Annotated in this window: 21 protein-coding genes and 1 pseudogene; 19 read left to right on the forward strand and 3 right to left on the reverse strand. The window is 61.4% G+C overall.

Annotation, left to right across the window (positions count from 1 at the left end; genetic code table 11):
* The first annotated feature begins 228 nt into the window (after positions 1-228).
* Positions 229-1134 (forward strand): helix-turn-helix domain-containing protein, encoded by a 906-nt coding sequence (locus tag GY169_RS15240; RefSeq protein ID WP_167576247.1) that lies wholly within the window; start codon positions 229-231, stop codon positions 1132-1134.
* Here GY169_RS15240 and GY169_RS23455 read toward each other — a convergent pair.
* Positions 1131-2885 (reverse strand): cytochrome P450, encoded by a 1755-nt coding sequence (locus tag GY169_RS23455; RefSeq protein WP_223882178.1) that lies wholly within the window; start codon positions 2883-2885, stop codon positions 1131-1133. The two genes, GY169_RS15240 and GY169_RS23455, sit on opposite strands and share 4 nt — an antisense overlap.
* Positions 2886-3893, reverse strand: a pseudogene (gene benC / locus GY169_RS23460) (benzoate 1,2-dioxygenase electron transfer component BenC); the annotation flags it as partial.
* A gap of 244 nt (positions 3894-4137) precedes the next feature.
* On the opposite strand from benC, the gene GY169_RS15250 reads away from it, so the two are divergent.
* The 18 genes from GY169_RS15250 to GY169_RS15335 all read left to right on the forward strand — a co-directional run bounded on the left by GY169_RS15250 (position 4138) and on the right by GY169_RS15335 (position 18649).
* Positions 4138-4860, forward strand: coding sequence for a beta-ketoacyl synthase chain length factor (locus GY169_RS15250; RefSeq protein ID WP_167576249.1), 723 nt, complete (start codon positions 4138-4140; stop codon positions 4858-4860).
* The gene (locus GY169_RS15255) at positions 4857-5678 is read left to right on the forward strand and encodes a lysophospholipid acyltransferase family protein (protein ID WP_167576250.1); all 822 of its coding nucleotides are present in this window, start codon (positions 4857-4859) and stop codon (positions 5676-5678) included. The genes GY169_RS15250 and GY169_RS15255 overlap by 4 nt, the downstream gene beginning before the upstream one ends.
* Positions 5653-5910 (forward strand): phosphopantetheine-binding protein, encoded by a 258-nt coding sequence (locus GY169_RS15260; RefSeq protein ID WP_064548955.1) that lies wholly within the window; start codon positions 5653-5655, stop codon positions 5908-5910. The genes GY169_RS15255 and GY169_RS15260 overlap by 26 nt, the downstream gene beginning before the upstream one ends.
* Before the next feature lie 11 nt (positions 5911-5921).
* On the forward strand, positions 5922-6173 hold the full coding sequence (locus GY169_RS15265; protein WP_064548954.1) for an acyl carrier protein: 252 nt from the start codon (positions 5922-5924) through the stop codon (positions 6171-6173).
* Between the two features lie 5 nt (positions 6174-6178).
* Positions 6179-6760: a hypothetical protein gene (locus tag GY169_RS15270; protein ID WP_167576251.1), complete on the forward strand. Its 582-nt coding sequence runs from the start codon at positions 6179-6181 to the stop codon at positions 6758-6760.
* Positions 6757-8115, forward strand: a complete 1359-nt coding sequence (locus tag GY169_RS15275) for an AMP-binding protein (RefSeq protein ID WP_167577319.1) — start codon at positions 6757-6759, stop codon at positions 8113-8115. Before GY169_RS15270 ends, GY169_RS15275 begins: the two co-directional genes overlap by 4 nt.
* On the forward strand, positions 8102-8455 hold the full coding sequence (locus GY169_RS15280; RefSeq protein ID WP_163447900.1) for a hydroxymyristoyl-ACP dehydratase: 354 nt from the start codon (positions 8102-8104) through the stop codon (positions 8453-8455). The genes GY169_RS15275 and GY169_RS15280 overlap by 14 nt, the downstream gene beginning before the upstream one ends.
* Positions 8446-10137, forward strand: a complete 1692-nt coding sequence (locus GY169_RS15285; RefSeq protein WP_167576252.1) for a glycosyltransferase family 2 protein — start codon at positions 8446-8448, stop codon at positions 10135-10137. The genes GY169_RS15280 and GY169_RS15285 overlap by 10 nt, the downstream gene beginning before the upstream one ends.
* Before the next feature lie 3 nt (positions 10138-10140).
* The gene (locus GY169_RS15290) at positions 10141-10563 is read left to right on the forward strand and encodes an acyl-CoA thioesterase (RefSeq protein WP_167576253.1); all 423 of its coding nucleotides are present in this window, start codon (positions 10141-10143) and stop codon (positions 10561-10563) included.
* Complete coding sequence (locus GY169_RS15295; protein ID WP_167576254.1) at positions 10560-11165, forward strand: LolA family protein; 606 nt, start codon at positions 10560-10562, stop codon at positions 11163-11165. Before GY169_RS15290 ends, GY169_RS15295 begins: the two co-directional genes overlap by 4 nt.
* A complete protein-coding gene (locus GY169_RS15300) occupies positions 11134-13446 on the forward strand; it encodes an MMPL family transporter (protein WP_167576255.1) in 2313 nt (770 codons plus the stop codon). The genes GY169_RS15295 and GY169_RS15300 overlap by 32 nt, the downstream gene beginning before the upstream one ends.
* A 2-nt stretch (positions 13447-13448) precedes the next feature.
* Positions 13449-14099, forward strand: coding sequence for a DUF3261 domain-containing protein (locus GY169_RS15305; protein WP_223882108.1), 651 nt, complete (start codon positions 13449-13451; stop codon positions 14097-14099).
* A 1-nt stretch (position 14100) separates the two neighbouring features.
* On the forward strand, positions 14101-15270 hold the full coding sequence (locus tag GY169_RS15310) for a beta-ketoacyl-[acyl-carrier-protein] synthase family protein (RefSeq protein WP_167576256.1): 1170 nt from the start codon (positions 14101-14103) through the stop codon (positions 15268-15270).
* Positions 15267-15743 (forward strand): 3-hydroxy-fatty acyl-ACP dehydratase, encoded by a 477-nt coding sequence (locus GY169_RS15315; protein WP_167576257.1) that lies wholly within the window; start codon positions 15267-15269, stop codon positions 15741-15743. Before GY169_RS15310 ends, GY169_RS15315 begins: the two co-directional genes overlap by 4 nt.
* Positions 15740-16471, forward strand: a complete 732-nt coding sequence (locus tag GY169_RS15320; protein WP_167576258.1) for a 3-ketoacyl-ACP reductase FabG2 — start codon at positions 15740-15742, stop codon at positions 16469-16471. Before GY169_RS15315 ends, GY169_RS15320 begins: the two co-directional genes overlap by 4 nt.
* Positions 16468-17697: a beta-ketoacyl-ACP synthase gene (locus GY169_RS15325; protein ID WP_163447892.1), complete on the forward strand. Its 1230-nt coding sequence runs from the start codon at positions 16468-16470 to the stop codon at positions 17695-17697. The genes GY169_RS15320 and GY169_RS15325 overlap by 4 nt, the downstream gene beginning before the upstream one ends.
* 1 nt (position 17698) lies before the next feature.
* A complete protein-coding gene (gene acpT / locus GY169_RS15330; RefSeq protein ID WP_167576259.1) occupies positions 17699-18283 on the forward strand; it encodes a 4'-phosphopantetheinyl transferase AcpT in 585 nt (194 codons plus the stop codon).
* 129 nt (positions 18284-18412) lie between these two features.
* Positions 18413-18649, forward strand: coding sequence for a hypothetical protein (locus GY169_RS15335; RefSeq protein ID WP_064548925.1), 237 nt, complete (start codon positions 18413-18415; stop codon positions 18647-18649).
* Between the two features lie 49 nt (positions 18650-18698).
* Here the strand turns inward: GY169_RS15335 and dsbG are convergent, their stop codons facing one another.
* Positions 18699-19457 (reverse strand): thiol:disulfide interchange protein DsbG, encoded by a 759-nt coding sequence (gene dsbG, locus GY169_RS15340; protein WP_163447890.1) that lies wholly within the window; start codon positions 19455-19457, stop codon positions 18699-18701.
* Positions 19458-19499: the final 42 nt, after the last annotated feature.

A 19499-nucleotide genomic window follows, 5' to 3' on the forward strand; every position in this document is an offset into this window, starting at 1 on the left:
CACTTTCACACCAAAACCTGCACTTTTCGACAATTGCGAAGAACTGTGTGCCAGCGCAAATTTTTGCCTGCGCCGCTATAGAGAAGCGCCCGCGTTGCCACCCGTTCCACATCACAAGATGAAGATTCCGCACTTGCGCGATCGCGCATTTTATCGCCGAATTTAATCTCATCCCCTTATCGGAGCATTGCCACATGCGGCACATAAAAACAGGACAAAACCGGCATCATGCCCGCTAACGCCGCGCGTAAAACGCTGCCCAACTACGCGCTGTATGGCGCGCAGGCCGCCGTCGATAGCGTCCATCACGAGCGCATTCCCGCACGCGCCAGCCGCTTTGGTTTTGAGATCGAGCCGCACTTTCACGAGGCGCTGATTCAGGTGCTTTACCTGACTGACGGCGGCGGCGAAACCTCGATAGACGGCCAGCTCTGGCAGCTGGAAGCGCCGTGTCTGGTGGTGATTCCCGCCCGCTCGGTGCACGGCTTTCGTTTTCACGAAGCGGTGGACGGCCACGTCATCACCACCGCGCAGTCGGCGATCGAGTCGATCGCCATGACCGCCGCGCCCGAACTGCTGGCGTTTGTCCGCACGCCAGCGGTACTGACGGTCGACCCACAGAGTCGCCGCGGCGCGCCGCTGGAGGCGCTGTTCGATGCCATCGGTCGCGAAGCGGAGCATCCGGAACGCTGGCAGTACACCGCCGGGCTGGCGCTCACTATCGCCCTGTTTGTGCAGATTGCGCGCCAGTGCGAGCAGGCGCGGCTGGCGGGCAACCCTGCCCGCGCCGCTCTGGTGGCGCGGATTGAGCGTTTCCGGCTGCTACTTGATGAACGCTGCCGTACCCGCCAGCCGGTGGCCAGCTATGCCGATGCGATGGGCATTTCCGCCGGTCAACTCACCCGCATTTGCCGCGAGGCGTTTGGCATTTCGACCATCGAAGCCATTGACCGGCGCGCCGTACACGAAGCCCGTCGGCTGCTGGTTTACTCGACGCTCAGCGTCAAGCAGATCGCCCGCGAGCTGGGGTTTCGCGACGAGGCCTACTTTGGCCGTTTTTTCCGCAAGCAAACCGGGCTGCGGCCCACGGAATACCGGCATCAGGAGCAGGGCCGCCTGTCGCACTCCGCTTAATCCGCCCGCGCGGTCATCTGCACATACAGGTGTTCAGGGCCGGAGTTGGTGAGGTTATTGCCGCGTACGTACTGGATAGGCCGCGCCGGGTCGAGGCGAATATCACCCACTTTGCGGGCGATAAGCCGGGTGGCGATCAGCGTTTCGAGCTTGGCCAGCGGCTGCCCAAGGCACTTGTGGATGCCGTTGCCAAAGCCGAGATGCCCGCTGGTATCGCGATCGATATCAAACGTTTCGCCGTTGACGAATTTGCGGCTATCGCGGTTCGCCGCCGACAGCAGCAGACGTACCACCGCCCCTTTCGGGATCTCAACGCCCGCCACCGTCGTGGCCTCCGTGGTGATGCGGCTCACCCGCTGGACGGTGCCGCGATAGCGCGCCACTTCTTCCACGAAGCGATCGGCATCGTCCAGGTTGTCGTGAATACGCGCCACCAGCTGCGGCTGCTCGGCAAACATACGGAAGGCGTTGGCCACCAGAATGGTGGTGGTGTCATGCCCGGCGATAAAGACAAAGGCACACAGCTCTTTGGCCTCTTTCTCCGACAGCAGCCCCTCTTTCCACATTCGGGCAATGTGGCCGCCAATCGACTGGCTGTTGCTGAGATACAGCCGTTCCATCGCCTCTTTCAGGTAGGCGAAGAAGGCCATCGCGCTCTGTTCATCGGTGCCGGTACCGGGGGCGTTACGCGCCAGACGGCCAAAGTAGCTGAAGGTTTCATCCGACCAGAACTTCATCTTCTCTTCGTCTTCATTCGGCACGTCGATCATCGTCGAAATGGTGGCGATACTGAGTGGAATGGCAAAATCTTCCACCACATCGCCACCGCCGTTCGCCAGCATCTGGTCAATCAGCTCTTCGGCGCGGCGTTCAATTTCGGGAATAAACGGCTCCAGGGCGAGCGGCATAAACGACGGCTGCGCCACTTTGCGCAGACGAGTATGCCCCGGCGCGTCGAACAGGGTCAGGAAGGTTAGCGGCGGCGGGCTGACCACTTCGGACGAAAACAATTTCGGGTTACGAATGGCCTGATACACGTCGTCATAACGTGACAGGAACCAGACGTCGGTGGTCGCCGACTGGCAGCGCAGCACCGGCGCGTGTTCGCGCATCCAGCGGTAGTGCTCGTAGGGGTCGCCCTGCGAGCCGTCGTCCACCACCTTAAACGGCGCCAGCCCTTCCGGCCACGCCAGCTCGTGTGAGTAAGGCGGCAGCGATGGCTGCAGGTCGTGGAACGGACAGCGCGGCGCTTCGGGTTCCGGAACGGGCGGCACGACGGCAACAGGCGCCGTCTTCAGTGCCAGCGCCCGGCTCATGGTGGTGCGGGAATGGTGCGCGTGCTGCGCCAGCACGTCGCGAGCGGCGTTGAGGTCGCCATATTCAAAGGCCGAGACTAAATCCCGGTGCTGCTGCACAATATCGCCGACGATTTCGACGCTGGCGGTCAGCGCGCGGTCAATGTAGTCACGCACCGTCAGCTGGGCGTAGAGCGCAATCAACTGCGCGTTGCGGGTCGCCTCAATCAGGAACTGATGGAAAGCCTGGTTGGCCGCCACATAGCCCGCCACGTCGAGGAAACGCCGCCCGGAAACAAACGCCGCGGTAGCGTCAGCCAGATGCCGGAAAGTGGTCAGCTGTTCGCCGGAGAGACGCCCCATGGTTAGCTGCACCGCGCCAAGCTCCAGCGCAAGACGCAGGTCGAACGCGTCATCCACGTCCGCCGCCGCCAGGTGCAGCTCGCCGCTCTGCACGGCCTGCGTCGCCCCGGCAAATTTTTCATAGTAGAAGTTACGCGGCATCACCCCGGCGTTGTCCAGATAGCTGCGCACCGCGTCCACCATCGGCGGCGGGCCGCAGAGATAGACATCCACCTCACCGGCGTTAAGCAGGCGGGCATCAATGTGCTCAGTGACATAACCTTTATGCGGGTGGCGGCTTTCAGGATCGGCAACGGTGCAGCGGTAGCTGAAGTTCGGTAAACGCGCGGCATAAGCGTCGAGAGTCTCCAGTGCCACCAAATCTTCGTCACGGGTCACGCCAAAAATCAGATGTACCGGCTGGGTGGTCTCGCCGTCGTCCGCCAGCTTAGCCAGCATCGACAGGAACGGAGCCAGCCCGGTCCCTCCCGCCAGAAACAGCGCCGGGCGCTCGAGAGGGCGCAGGTAGAAGCTGCCCATCGGCCCGCGAAAAGTCATCGCCTCGCCGACGCGGGCATGCTCGCTCAACCAGGTCGACATCAGCCCCTGCGGCACGTTGCGGACCACGAACGACACCTCGTTTTCTGAGGGGCCGGAACTGAAGGAGTAGGAGCGCGTCAGGTCGCTGCCGGGTACCTGCACATTGACATACTGCCCCGGCAGGAAGCTCAGCGCCTGACGGTCATCGAGGGCAATCGAGAAAGTCAGGGTCGACGGCGACAGCGCGCGACTGGCGGTGAGGCGCCCGTGGAAGGTTCCCACGCCAGCGGCGTCCGACGCGGCGGCAATCTCAATCACGCAGTCGCTGGACGGACGCATCTGGCAGGTCAGCACCCTCCCCGCCTGCGCTTCTTGCGCTGAAAGCGCTTCATCAACGTAGTCGCCGTGCTGATAGTCACCGGCAGCGCAGGTGGCCTTGCAGGTACCACAGACGCCGTCACGACAGTCCAGCGGGATGCTGACGCGGGCGCGCAGCGCCGCATCGGCGACGGACTCACCGGCGCGACAGTCAATCATCTGCGTCGCGCCATCCTCAAAACGAAGGGTAATCTGATGGGTCATCTCTTCTCATCCTCCAGGCAGTTGCGGTCGGAAAATCCGATGCCTCATCAAATGCTGGATGCCGTTTTGAATCAACGGACAGAGATGACATTAAACAGGACAAAACCGGCATCCTGGCCGGTTAGCGCGCGCGGTCACATTTGTGAGCGGCCGGGATGTCATAAGAAATCGCGTTAAGACGGCGTGGTATGGTATTTTGACGTTCACCCAAAGGCTGGTTGACTCATAAATTGGGCGCGAATGCATGAAATTATCACTCAACATCATTGACTGGCAGGCCGCTGCCCCAGGGCTCGCCAGCGATGAGCAGTGGCGAGACTGGTCGCTGCACGCACAGGCTATCGACCCATCGGCGCCGCTGGCCAAACCCACGGCGCTACCGATGATGACCGCGCGCCGCCTCAGTTCGGGCAGCAAGCTGGCCGTTGAGTGCGGTCTGACGCTTTTGCGTCGCCAGCCGGTCGATGCCGTGTTGTTCACCAGCCGCCACGGCGAACTGGAACGCAACTTCCGTCTCCTGCAGGCGCTGGCGACGGAACAACCGCTTTCGCCGACCGATTTCGCCCTTTCGGTGCACAACTCGTCGGTCGGCAATCTGACCATCGCCGCCCAACAGCCGCTGGTCTCTTCCTCGCTTTCGGCGGGAAGAGATACGTTTCAGCAAGGGTTATGTGAAGCCATCGCCCTGATTCACGCGGGATACCGCCGCGTTTTGCTGGTCGATTTTGATGGTGAGTTGCCCGCGTTTTATCATCCGCATTTGCCGCCGACGATGCCGACCTGGCCCTATGCCGTCGGGCTGGTGCTGGAAGCCGGGGACACATGGCGCTGCCAGACGCAGCCGGGTACCACGCAGGATGAGCCCGCGCTGCCGCAAAGCCTGCAGTTCCTCAGGCACTACCTTCAGGACGCCCGAGCCTTTACCGTCGACGGCGAGCGTATGCAGTGGTGCTGGAGCCGGGCATGAGCGGGAAAAGTGGTCGTCTGAACCGCCTCTGGCGCGCCGCGATGACCGGCGTCTGTTTCGCCCTGTTTGGCGCGGGCGGTCTGCTGCTCTCGTTGATTTGGTTTAATTTATTACTGCTGGTCGTGCGCGACAAAACGCGCCGCAAACGGCTGGCGCGGCGCAGTATCTCGGCCAGCTTTCGCCTGTTCTTAGCGGTGGTGAAAGCCGTTGGCGTGCTGGACTACCGCATTGAAAACGCCGACGCATTGCGTGAGGATCGCGGCTGTCTGGTGGTGGCGAACCATCCTAGTCTGATTGACTACGTCATGCTGGCCTCTATCATGCCGGAAACCGATTGTCTGGTAAAAAGCGCGCTGCTGCGAAATCCCTTCGTTAGCGGCGTGATTCGCGCAGCGGATTACCTGATTAACGATCGGGCCGATATCCTGCTGCCGGCCAGCTGCCAACGCGTGCAGCAGGGCGACACAATTTTGATTTTTCCCGAAGGAACGCGTACCGTGCCGGGCGAAAAAATGACGCTCCAGCGCGGCGCGGCGAATATTGCCGTCCGCTGCGGCTGCGACATTCGCATCGTGGTGATTCGCTGTACCGAATCTATGCTAAGTAAACAGCGTAAATGGTACGATGCGCCCCCCACCCGACCCCGGTTTACCGTTACGGTGGGTGAACGGGTCAGCGTCGAGGCGTTTTATCCAACAGAAGAACAAGAACTGGCGCTGGCTGCAAGACGATTAAATCGGCACCTTTTGCTGAAATTACAAACAAATACTGAGACTGGCATAGGAATTAATGATGCAAGCGCTTCATCTCGAAATTAAGCATCTCATCATCAACACATTAAATCTGGATGAGCTTACCGTTGAGGATATCGATAGCGAGGCGGCGCTGTTTGGCGACGGACTCGGTCTGGACTCGATTGACGCCCTTGAGCTGGGTCTGGCGGTAAAAAATCAGTACGGCGTGGTGCTCTCCGCGGAAAGCGACGAGATGCGCCAGCACTTTTTCTCGGTCGCCACCCTGGCGTCTTTCATTCAATCACAGCGCGCATAAGGAGCCAGGCTATGAACGAACAACACGCAATTTACGCCGAAGTCTCCGCGCTGCTGGAGACGCTGTTTGAGATAGATCCGCAGGATATTAAGCCGGAAGCCCGTCTGTACGAAGACCTTGAGCTGGACAGCATTGACGCTATCGATATGGTCGTGCAACTGCAAAAGAAGGTCGGTAAAAAAATTAAGCCGGAAGAGTTCAAAGCCGTTCGTACCGTGCAGGATGTGGTCGATGCGGTCGCTGGCCTGCTGAAAGAAGCGTAACCGCCGTGTCGAGCGCGCGCTCGCTGCCGTTTGTTGCCCTGATAACGGGCGCACTCCTGCTCGCCTGGCCTCTGCTGATTGGCTACGCGCTGGCGCATCATCGCCTGCAATGGCTGTTGCCGCTCATGGCGCTGCTGTTTCTCCTGCGTTTTTGCCAGACCGGTCGGCAGGCCGGGCCGCTGCGCGTGGTTACGCAGATCGTCGCCGCGGCTGGCGTTACGCTGTGCGTGGCCAGCTACCTGCTGAAAACCCATCAGCTATTGCTGCTTTACCCGGTGGTGGTCAACGCCGTGATGCTGGCGGTATTTGGCGGTTCGCTGTGGTCGACCATGCCGATTATTGAACGACTGGCGCGACTGCAAGAGCCCAATCTGCCCCCGCAGGCAGTGCGCTATACCCGGCGGGTGACGCAAATCTGGAGCGGTTTCTTTATCGTTAACGGCAGCGTGGCCCTCTTTACCGTGGTGTACGGCGACATGACGCTATGGACGCTGTGGAACGGCATGATCGCCTATCTGTTGATGGGCGGGCTCATGGCGGGAGAATGGCTGATTCGCCGTCGCCTGAGAAAGCGGGGGTCTCAGTGAAGCCGCCGCTGACGCTTGCCGAATGGCTTACCGCACCCCGCCCTTCGACGACGCCCATCGTCTGGCAGCACGATCGCCTGTGGACGCTGGCGCATTTACGCAGCGACGTTGCGCGCTTGATGGCGCGTTTGCAGCACCAGCAGGGTGACCGCTGGGCGCTGTGCTGTGAAGACGGTTATCGGTTTATCGTCGCCCTGCTGGCGACCCTGCACGCGGGCAAAATCCCGGTGCTCCCCGGCCATAGCCGCCCCGCGCTGCTCGATGAACAGCGCGCGCTGTTCGACGGCGTACTGAGCGATGCCCCGCTGGAGTGGCCGGGAACGCAGCTGGTAGTGGACACCACGCCAACGCTCAACGACGTCGTTCACTTTCCGCCCTTGCGCGACGATGCCATGATCGAGTTGTTCACCTCCGGCTCCACCGGGCAGCCCAAGCGTATCGTCAAGCCGATTGTCTGCCTCGACCGTGAGGCAGGATTGCTGTCCGCGCAGTTTGCCGAACGTCTTTCCGGCTGCCGTATCGTCGCGTCCGTCACACCGCAGCATCTTTATGGCCTGACGTTTCGCATTTTCCTGCCGATGGCGCTCGGTCTGCCGTTGCATGCCACGATGCTCGCGTTCCCCGAGCAGCTGGCTGCGCTGAGCCACGCGCATCGCTACGCGTTTATCAGCAGCCCGGCCTTTCTCAAACGCCTCGATCCGCAGCTGGTGCCGCCGCCGTTGGCGCTGGCCCTCTCCGCTGGCGGCGTGCTGGACTGGCAGGATGCGCAGCGCAGCGCCGCCTGGCTGAAGGTCTGGCCGGATGAAATTTACGGCAGCACCGAAACCGGCGTGATCGCCTGGCGCTACCGTGAACGGGAAAATCCCCGCTGGCAGCCTTTCCCGGGTATCCATTTCGCCCGGCAAGGCGCGGCGTTTCGCGTGTATTCGCCGCTGATCGCCGACGTTAACGGGTTTATGCTCGAGGATGTTTTACAGCTTTCCGCGAGCGGTCATTTCCATCTGCTTGGCCGCCATGGCCGGGTGGTTAAAATTGAAGAGAAACGCGTTTCGCTCAGCGAAATAGAGCAACGCCTGCTGGCACTGGATGGCATTCGCGAGGCCGTGGCGCTGGCCGTCACTCGCCACGGTCGCCAGTGCGTGGGCGTGCTGCTGGTGCTGGAGGATGACGCCCGTCAGCGCTGGCAAAACGGCGGGGGGAAAGCCCTGGAGCGGGCGTGGCGACGCGCGCTGCGTCCCTGGCTGGAGCCGGTCGCCGTGCCGCGCTACTGGCGCGTTATCGATGAAATTCCGGTTAACAGTATGAATAAGCGTGTCTATGCGCAATTGCAGGAGTTATTGCATGAAACCCCGTGAAATTGAGCGCCATCAGGCACCGCCGCAGCAGCTTGAGATTGTGCTTACTCTCGATCCCGATCTTTGCTGGTTCCAGGGGCACTTTGCCATTCAGCCCCTGCTGCCCGGCGTGGCCCAGCTGGACTGGGTGATGCATTACGCCGCCACAGAGCTGGCCCCCGGCTGGCGTTTTCACAGCCTGCAGAACGTGAAATTTCAGGCTCCGCTCCTGCCATCGATGGTGGTCACGTTGACCCTGAACTGGCAGGAAGCGCGCGGGCTGCTGACGTTCAGCTACCTGCGCCACGATGGCGACGCGCGCCACACGGCCAGCAGCGGGAAGATTCGGTTATGTCGTTGACCTTTTCCCCCTGCGTGGTCATTCCCTGCTACAACCACGGCCCGATGATGGCGAACGTGCTCGCACGCCTGCAGCCGTTTGGCCTGCCCTGCATCGTGGTCGACGACGGCAGCGATGCCGCCACCCGCGAAGCGCTGCAACAGCTGGCCGCGCAAACCGAGAACCTGACGCTGATTCGCCAGGCGGAAAACGCCGGTAAAGGCGCGGCGGTGATCCGTGGGCTACAGGCGGCGGCAGAAGCGGGCTATAGCCATGCCGTCCAGCTGGATGCCGACGGCCAGCATGCGATTGAAGATATTCCCAAACTGCTGACGCTGGCGAAAGCACACCCAACGGCGCTGATTTCCGGGCAGCCGATTTACGACGACTCGATTCCCCGTTCGCGCCTGTATGGCCGCTGGGTGACCCACGTCTGGGTATGGATTGAAACGCTGTCGCTGCAGCTGAAAGACAGCATGTGCGGTTTTCGTGTCTACCCGCTTGCCCCCACGCTCCAGCTCGCTCAACGGGTGAGGCTTGGTCAGCGGATGGATTTTGATACCGAAGTGATGGTGCGACTCTACTGGCAGGGCAACACCAGCTATTTTGTCCCGACCCGCGTGACCTATCCGTCGGACGGGCTTTCCCATTTCGATGCCTTCAAAGACAACCTGCGCATTTCATGGATGCACACACGGCTGTTCCTTGGCATGCTGCCGCGCCTCCCAACGCTGCTATTTCGCCGCGCCTCGCCGCACTGGGCGCGCCAGCAGGAGGTCAAAGGCTTATGGGGGATGCGCCTGATGCTGCAAGTGTGGCGCTTACTGGGACGAAAAGCCTTCACGCTGCTGCTCTACCCGGTGGTGGGCGTCTACTGGCTGACGGCCCGCCGCGCTCGCCACGCTTCACAGCGCTGGATAACGCGCGTGCGTGAACAGCTCACCGAGCGCGGCATGCCGGTGCCGAAAAACCTCACCAGCTATCAGCACTTCCTGCGTTTTGGCAACGCGATGCTCGATAAAATCGCCAGCTGGCGCGGCGAGCTGCAACCCGGCCGCGACGTGGTCTTCGCGCCCGGCGCACAAGCGACCTTAAACGGCGGCGGGGGCCGCGGCAAGCTGCTGCTGGTCTCGCATCTGGGCGATGTTGAAGTGTGTCGCGCGCTGGCGCAGCGGGAGGGCAGCACGGTTATCAACGCGCTGGTGTTCAGCGATAACGCCCTGCGCTTTAAACAGATTATGCAGGAGATGGCCCCGCAGGCCGGGATTAACCTGCTGCCGGTGACCGACATTGGCCCGGATACCGCCATGCTGCTGCAGGAAAAACTGGACCGTGGCGAGTGGATTGCTATCGTCGGTGACCGTATTGCGGTCAGTCCGCAGCGCGGTGGCCAATGGCGCGTGTGCTGGAGCCGTTTTATGGGCCAGCTCGCGCCGTTCCCGCAGGGGCCGTTTATTCTCGCCGCCCTGCTGCGCTGCCCGGTCGAACTGCTGTTCGCGCTGCGCCAGCAGGGGCTGTTGCACATTCACTGTGAACCGTTTGCCGACCCGCTGCCGCTACCGCGCGCCAACCGCCAGCAGGCGCTACAGCACGCCATCGACCGCTATGCCGAACGCCTCGAGCACTATGCGCTGCAGTCACCGCTCGACTGGTTTAACTTTTTTGATTTCTGGCAGTTGCCGGATCCGCAACACAAGGAGTAAAGGGTGCTAAACGATCCCCGTTTTACGGCTGAAGTTGAGCTGACCATTCCTTTTCACGACGTCGACATGATGGGCGTCGTCTGGCACGGCAACTACTTCCGCTATTTCGAAATCGCCCGCGAAGCGCTGCTGAACCAGTTCAACTACGGCTATCGGCAGATGAAAGCCTCCGGCTACCTGTGGCCGGTGGTCGATACCCGCGTGAAGTACCGTCACCCGCTGACTTTCGAGCAGCGCATTCGCGTCCGCGCGCGCATCAACGAGTTTGAGAACCGCCTGCGCATCAACTACGACATTTTCGATGCCGAAAGCGGCCAGCGCGCCACCAGCGGCTACACCATCCAGGTGGCGGTGGACGACGCCAGCGGCGAGATGTGCTTCGTCAGCCCGGATATTCTGTTTGAACGTATGGGGGTCACGCCATGAGATGGCTGCCGCTGCTGGCGCTATTGATAAGCCCGTTTGTCAGCGCACTGACGCTCGACGCGCTGCAACAACGCTTTACCGAACAGCCAGTGATTCGCGCACACTTCGACCAGACCCGGACCATCAAGGATCTGCCGCAGCCGCTGCGTTCTCAGGGGACGATGCTGATTGCCCGCGATCGGGGGCTGCTGTGGGATCAAACCAGCCCGTTCCCGATGCAGCTCCTGCTCGATGACAAACGTATGGTGCAGGCCGTTAACGGCCAGCCGCCGCAGACCATCACCGCGGAAAACAACCCGCAGATGTTCCAGTTTAACCACCTGCTGCGCGCGCTGTTCCAGGCCGATCGCGCCGTGCTTGAGCAAAACTTCCGCGTCGATTTTAAAGACCAGGGCGCAGGCCGCTGGACGCTGAGCCTGACGCCAACCACGACGCCGCTGGATAAAATCTTCGCCACCATTGATTTGGCCGGTAAAGACTATCTGGAGCGCATTGTGCTCAACGATAAACAGGGCGATCGCACCGATATTGTCCTCTCTCAACACCAGCTGACGCCCGCCCAACTGACCGATGACGAACGCCAACGCTTTGCCGCCCAGTAAACGCCCGGCGCTGCTGTGGGCTTTCTGCTGTCTGCTGATGCTGGCGGCGCTGCTGACGCTGCTGCCGAAAGCGCGGCTGAACAGCAGCGTGCTGGCCATGCTGCCGAAACAGGCAATGGGCGCGATTCCGCCGAGCCTTAACGACGGGTTTATGCAGCGCCTCGACCGTCAGCTGGTCTGGCTGGTCAGCCCCGGCAAACAGGCCGACCCGCAGGTCGCCCGCGACTGGCTGGCGCTATTGGAAAAATCGCAGGCGCTGGCGGAAGTCAAAGGCCCGATGGATGCCGACAGCCAGCAAGCCTGGGGCGACTTTTTCTGGCAGCACCGTAACGGCCTGGTTGACCCGGAGACCCGCGCGCGGCTGCAAAACGGCGGCGCAGCGCAGGCGCAGTGGATCCTCTCCCAGCTCTATTCGGCCTTCTCCGGCGTGAGCGGCAAAGAGCTGCAAAACGACCCGCTGATGCTGATGCGCGGCGCGCAGCTGGCGATGGCGAAAAATGGCCAGCGGCTAAGGCTGATGGACGGCTGGCTGGTGACGCAGGATGGCGACGGACGCTACTGGTATCTGCTGCACGGCGAGCTGTCCGGCTCGTCGTTCGACATGCAGCAAACGCACCGGCTGGTAACCACGCTGAGCACACTGGAAAGCGAGCTGAAGGCCCGCCATCCGCAGGCACAGCTGCTGTCGCGCGGGACGGTGTTTTACAGCGACTACGCCAGCCAGCAGGCGAAGCAGGATATCTCAACGCTCGGCACAGCAACGATACTCGGCGTAGTGCTGTTGATCCTTCTCACTTTCCGTTCGCTGCGCCCGCTGCTGCTGTGTCTGACCTCCATCGCCATCGGCGCGCTGGCGGGCACCGTCGTCACGCTGTTGGCGTTCGGCGAGCTGCACCTGATGACGCTGGTGATGAGCATGAGCATTATCGGTATTTCCGCCGACTACACGCTCTACTATCTGACCGAGCGCATGGTGCATGGCGCCGAAGCCTCGCCGTGGCAAAGCCTCGCCAAAGTGCGTAACGCGCTGCTGTTGGCGCTGCTGACCACCGTGGCGGCGTATCTAATCATGATGCTCGCCCCCTTCCCCGCTATTCGGCAGATGTCGGTATTTGCCGCCGTCGGCCTCTCCGCCTCCTGTCTGACGGTGATTTTCTGGCATCCGTGGCTGTGTCGTGGTCTGCCGGTGCGCCCGGTTCCGGCGCGAGGGCTGATGCTGCGCTGGTTGGCCGCATGGCGACGCAATCGAAAACTGTCCGTCGGCCTGCCGGTGGCGCTGGCGATTTTCTCGCTGGCGGGCCTCGCCGCGTTGCGCGTCGATGACGATATCTCGCAGCTTCAGGCGCTGCCGCAGCACATTCTGGCGCAGGAAAAAGCGATTACCGCGCTAACCGGGCAGCGCGTCGATCAAAAATGGTTTGTGGTTTATGGCAGTTCTGCACAGCAAACGCTGGAGCGGCTGGAAGGGTTTATTCCCGCGCTGGAGCAGGCGAAACAACGCGGCTGGATCAGCGGCTATCGCACTCTTCCACTGAATTCCCTCGCCCGGCAGCAGCAGGACCTCAAGGCGTTGCAAACCGCCGCGCCCGCCATCGCTCAGGCGCTAGGCCGTGCCGGGATCTCCATGGTGAATCCGGACCTTAAGCCCATGCCGGTGACGGTCGATAGCTGGCTGAGCAGCCCGGCCAGTGAAGGCTGGCGTCTGCTGTGGCTGACGCTGCCCAACGGTGAAAGCGGCGTGCTGGTACCCGCTGAAGGGGTCAAAGAAAGCGCGGCGCTGGATGCGCTGAGTAAAAAACAGCCTGGCGTGGCGTGGGTGGATCGTAAACACACTTTCGATGCGCTGTTCGCGCTCTATCGCCATATTCTGACCGGCCTGCTGGGCGTGGCGCTGGCGGTGATTGCCTGCGGCGCAATCGCCCGCCTCGGCTGGCGGAAAGGGGTCATCAGTCTTGTCCCCTCATTGCTGTCATTAGGCTGTGGGCTGGCGGTGCTGGCGTTCAGTGGACATCCGCTGAACCTGTTCTCGCTGCTGGCGCTGGTGCTGGTGTTGGGGATCGGTATTAACTACACCCTATTTTTCAGCAACCCGCGCGGCACGCCGCTGACGTCGCTGCTGGCAATTACGCTGGCGATGCTGACGACACTGCTGACGCTTGGCATGCTGGTCTTTAGCGCCACGCAGGCCATCAGCAGTTTCGGTATCGTACTGGTGAGCGGCATTTTCACCGCCTTTCTGCTATCGCCGCTGGCGATGCCGACGAAAAGAGAGAAGAAATAACGATGATGACAGCGACCTTTTTTGCCGGATGGCGGCGTCGCCTTATCCGGCCTACAGCGTACCGCGACGCGTGTCGCCATCCGGCAATCCGCGCCCTTTTTCTGATCGGCACTCTGCTGCTGACCGCTTGCAGCCACACGCCACCGGCGCCATCCGCTCGCCCGCAGGCGTGGCTGGAGCCGGGAACCCGCGTGACCCTACCGGTGCCGGGCATCTCTCCGGCACTCAGTTCTCAGCAGCTGCTGACCGGCAACTTCAACGGTCAGACCCAGTCGCTGCTGGTCATGCTGAACGCCGATGATAAAAAACTCACCCTCGCGGGCCTGTCGTCGGTCGGTATTCGTCTGTTTCTCGCCACCTACGACGAACACGGGCTGCACACCGAACAGTCGATCGTTGCGCCACAGCTGCCGCCCGCCAGCCAGGTACTGGCCGACGTGATGCTCAGCCACTGGCCCATCAGCGCCTGGCAGCCGCAGTTGCCCGCCGGCTGGACGTTGACCGACAGCGGCGATAAGCGCGAGCTGCGCAACGCCCGTGGTAAGCTGGTGACCGAAATCACCTACCTCAACCGCCACGGCAAACGTGAGCCAATCAGCATTGCGCAGCACGTTTTTAAATACCACATCACCATTCAATATCTGGGTGACTGAGATGATCTATATTTCGGCAGTCGGCATGATCAATGCGCTGGGCAACACGCTCGATGAGATCGCCACGAACCTGACGCGCGGCGTGGCCCCCGGCATGCGCCCAAGAACCGGCTGGCTTCAGGGACATCCCGAGGCAGTGCTGGGCGGCGTCGACGGCGAGCTGCCCGTCATTGCTGATACCTTTCGCGACCACCGCTCGCGCAACAACCAGCTGCTGCTGGCCGCGCTGGCGCAGATTCAGCCGCAGGTGGATGCCGCCATCACGCGGTATGGCCATGAGCGGGTTGCCGTGGTGCTCGGAACCAGCACCTCCGGCCTGGATGAGGGCGACGCGCACGTCAACCTGACCCTGAACGGCGAAGCCAGCACCGCGTGGCGCTATCCGCAGCAGGAGCTGGGCGACCCGTCGCGCTTTCTCAGCCACTGGTTAGCGCTCGACGGCCCGGCGTTTACCCTTTCAACCGCCTGTTCCTCCAGCGCCCGCGCGATCATCAGCGGTCGTCGCCTGATTGAGGCCGGACTGGCGGACGTGGCGATCGTCGGCGGCGCGGACACCCTGAGCCGGATGCCGATTAATGGTTTCCACAGCCTGGAGTCGCTCTCCACCACGCGGTGCCAGCCGTTTGCTCAGGATCGTTGCGGCATCACCATCGGTGAAGGCGCGGCGTTGATGCTGCTGACGCGTGAGCCGCAGCCTATCGCGCTGCTGGGCGTCGGCGAGTCGAGCGATGCTTACCATATTTCCGCGCCGCATCCGCAGGGAGAGGGCGCGATTCGCGCCATTCAGCAAGCGCTCAACGACGCGGAGATGGCCGCTGCCGATATCGGCTACATTAATCTGCACGGCACCGCAACGCCGCTGAACGATCGGATCGAATCTCGCGTGGTGAACGCGCTTTTTGGCGAAGCGGTGCCCTGTAGTTCCACCAAGCACCTGACCGGCCACACGTTGGGCGCGGCAGGCATCACCGAGGCGGCGCTCAGCATGTTAATATTACAACGAAATCTACCGCTTCCTGCCCAGGACTTTAGCCTGTCGCCGCGCGACCCGGCACTGGCACCCTGCGGGATTATTACGCAGCCGCAGACGCTGAAGCGCCCGGTTATCCTGTCAAATTCGTTCGCGTTTGGCGGCAACAACGCCAGCATCCTGCTCGGGAGGGTTTCATGAGCCGCTATTTATCACCCGGCAGCTATCTGCCGCACGACGCCCCCATGCTGCTGCTGGAAGAGGTGGTGAGCTTGACCGAGGAAACCGCCATTTGCCGCGTCGCCGTGACTTCCGACGGCGTGCTGGGGCCGTATCTCGATCCGCAAGGAAACCTCCCCGGCTGGTTCGCGCTGGAGCTGATGGCGCAGACCGTCGGCGTGTGGTCCGGCTGGCATCGTCAGCAGAAAGGGCTGGAGGCGATGGCGCTGGGGATGGTGCTCGGCGCCCGTGAGCTGGTTTGCGCCGCGGGCGCGTTGCCGGGCGGAAAAACGCTTTCTGTCGCCATCAGCCGCCTGATGCAGGACGAACGTTTCGGCAGCTTTGAATGCACAATTCATGTCGGCGCGGAGCCGCTGGCATCGGGTCGTGTGAATACATTCCAGCCGACGGCGGAAGAACTTCATTCTCTCTTTCAACAAGGAGCGTGCGCATGAGTCGTTCAGTTTTAGTGACCGGTGCCAGCAAGGGGATCGGGCGCGCCATCGCCCAAAAGCTGGCGACGGAAGGTTTTGTGGTCGGCGTTCATTATCATCAGGACGAGGCTGGTGCGCAGGAGACGCTGGAAGCGATTCATACCCTTGGCGGCGCGGCTCGTCTGCTGCAATTTGACGTCGCAAACCGCGCGCAGTGCCGCACGGTGCTGGAGCAGGATATTGCGGCGCATGGCGCATGGTACGGCGTGGTGAGCAATGCTGGCATAACGCGCGACGCCGCCTTCCCGGCGCTCGGCGATGACGACTGGGATGCGGTGATCCACACCAATCTCGACAGTTTCTACAACGTCATTCAGCCCTGTATTATGCCGATGATTAGCGCGCGCCAGGGAGGACGCATTATCACGCTCTCTTCCGTCTCTGGCGTGATGGGTAACCGGGGCCAGGTGAACTACAGCGCCGCCAAAGCGGGCATTATTGGCGCCACCAAAGCGCTGGCGATAGAGCTGGCAAAACGCAAAATCACCGTCAACTGCATTGCGCCGGGGCTTATCGATACCGGCATGCTGCAGATGGAAGAGACGGCACTGAAAGAGGCCATGGCCGCTATCCCGATGAAACGCATGGGCCAGGCGGACGAAGTGGCCGGGCTGGCCGCTTATCTGATGTCAGATATTGCCGGTTACGTGACTCGCCAGGTTATTTCCATTAATGGAGGGATGCTATGACGCGCCGCGTGGTGATTACCGGGATGGGCGGCGTCACCGCCTTTGGCGATAACTGGCAGGACGTTTCCACCCGGCTGCTGGCCTACGAAAACGCCGTACGGTATATGCCGGAATGGCAGGAATTCGACGGGCTGCAAACGCTGCTGGGCGCGCCGATAGAAGACTTCAGGCTGCCGGACCATTACACCCGTAAACGCATCCGCGCGATGGGCCGCGTGTCACTGCTGTCGACGCGGGCCACCGAGCTGGCGTTGGAGCAGGCGGGTTTGCTCGACGATAAGGTGCTGACTAATGGTGAAACCGGGATTGCCTATGGTTCTTCAACCGGCAGCACCGGCCCGATGAGCGAATTCGCCACCATGCTCACCGAGAAGCACACCAATAACATTACCGCCACCACCTACGTGCAGATGATGCCGCACACCACCGCCGTGAATACCGGCCTGTTCTTTGGCCTGCGCGGGCGGGTTATCCCCACCTCCAGCGCCTGTACCTCGGGCAGCCAGGCGATTGGCTACGCGTGGGAAGCCATCCGCCACGGTTACCAGACCGTGATGGTCGCGGGCGGCGCAGAGGAACTGTGCCCCTCAGAAGCGGCGGTCTTTGATACGTTGTTCGCCACCAGCCAGCGCAATGACCAACCGAAAACAACGCCCTCCCCGTTCGACGAGAAACGCGACGGTCTAGTGGTGGGTGAAGGCGCCGGAACGCTCATTCTTGAAGAACTGGAGCACGCAAAAGCGCGCGGCGCGACCATCTTCGGCGAGATCGTCGGCTTTGCCACCAACTGCGATGCCGCCCATATCACCCAGCCACAGCGCGAAACCATGCAAATCTGTATGGCGCAGTCGCTGAAAGTGGCAGGCTTAAGTCCGCAGGATATCGGCTATATTTCGGCCCACGGCACCGCAACGGACCGCGGCGATCTTGCCGAAAGCCAGGCAACCGCCGCGCTGTTCGGCGACCGCGTCCCCTTTTCCTCGTTGAAAGGTTATTTTGGTCACACCCTCGGCGCCTGTGGCGCGCTGGAGGCCTGGATGAGTCTGCAGATGATGCGCGAAGGCTGGTTTGCGCCCACGCTCAACCTGCGGCATCCGGATGAAAACTGCGGTGCGCTGGACTACATCATGGCGAAGGCCCGCCGGGTGGATTGTGAGTTCCTGCAGAGTAATAACTTTGCCTTCGGCGGCATCAACACCTCGATGATTATTCAACGCTGGCCCTGAAATGTACCGGCTTTATCTGGGGAACATTCCGGCCTTAAGCGCCATTCCGCTCGCCGCAGAAATTATGGCGGCGGCACCGCCGGGCGCAAGACGCTCCGCCTGGCTGGCGGGTCGGGCGTTACTTTGCCACGTCTGCTCGCCGCTGCCGGAGATTATCTATGGCGAACAGGGGAAACCGGCGTTTGGGGGGGAGCAGGCGCTGTGGTTCAACCTGAGCCACAGCGGCGACAACATCGCCCTGCTACTCAGCGATGAAGGGGAAGTGGGCTGCGATATTGAGGTTATCCGCCCGCGCCCGCGCTGGCCATCGCTGGTGAGTGCGTTTTACAGCGACGGCGAACAGGCGGAAATTGCCGCCGAACGCCCGGAACACCAGCTTGCCGCCTTCTGGCGCATCTGGACGCAAAAAGAGGCTATCGTGAAACAACGCGGCGGCGGCGTGTGGCAGATGGCCGACATCGACAGCACGCAGCCTGCGACGCATTTTATTGCTCATTGCCAGCAAAATGCGCTCAGTCTGGCCGTCTGTACGCCAACACCGCTCAACATTCAGGACATAATTGTCGACATCAGCCCACAACGTTGATTTTGGTCAACTACACGCCTACGCATAAGCTGCATTTTATGCGCACTTTATATTTACAGGGTGAATAGTTCATTGGTATTACGACTCGAACAAATGTTTGTCCGGCCCGCCAGCCTGTGGGGTTGGCTGATGTGCAACGCGCTTAACGGCATTGCTATCGTGCTCTGTTTTAGCGCCGTCAGCGCCTGTGTTGGCATCCGGGAATCGGTATGGCATATCGTCGTCACGCTGGCGATTATTGTCTCCACCTTTTACAGCGCCAACTATTTCTCCGCGCTGGAATCTCGCAACGACAAGCGGCGCTATTTTTTGTTAGCCTGGGTCATCGTGACCGTGTTACTGAATTTTATCCACGTCTGGGGCTAAACGGGCGCCGGAGGGGTCACCCCCGCCCCAGCGCGCACGTTGCTATGACTTAGGGGCGTGGGCCGAACATGTCAATCAGCTGCTTTTCATCCGGCATGCCGACCACCTGCTGCAGCTCATTTTTATCATTCATATAATAAATGGCCGGTGTCGCGCTCGCCCCCAGATCGTCCATCAGCTTCTGGTGCTGCTGGAGCAAATTGAAGGTTTCACGCGGCGTGGTGCCCGTAAACGGCGGCAGTTTTTTGCCGCCAGAGAGCTCATACTCCCGCCAGGCCGCCACCGGGTCATCGGCGTTCAGAATGGCCGTGGCGTTACGCCCGCTTTGTGGGTTGAGGAACGCCACCAACAGCGTATTAAGCTGCACTTTACCCGCCGCCACCCAGGGCTGGGCCGCCGACCAGAACGTTTTGCAATACGGACAGAACGGATCGGCGAAGACCACCACCTTGCGTTCCGCCGTATCGGCCCCCTCTTTCAGCGCGTGGGCGCTGTTGAGCTTTTGCCACATCTCCCGGCCCATCGGGATATAAATTTCGCTTTTGAAATAGTCTTCACTCAGGTTTTTACCTTTATCGTCATAAAGATAACCGGACACCACGTGCTTGCCATCCGGCGTCAGAAACAGCGTCACGCCCATATCCTGATACTGACCGACCCAGCTTTTCATGCCGCCGGGAGCGTCTATCTCTTTGACTATCGTGATGTTCTGCTGCTCGCTAAAGCGTTTTACAATGTCGGGCAGCGGCGCGCTGGCAAAGGCCAGCGTCGGGATTAAGGATAACGCCATCAGCGCGATCGGTTTCATACTCGTCTCTCCTTAACGCGGGGGAGTCCCCCCGCGAGTCAA

This window comes from Kluyvera genomosp. 3 (assembly GCF_011765685.1).
GTDB classification, from domain to species: Bacteria; Pseudomonadota; Gammaproteobacteria; order Enterobacterales; family Enterobacteriaceae; genus Kluyvera; species Kluyvera georgiana_A.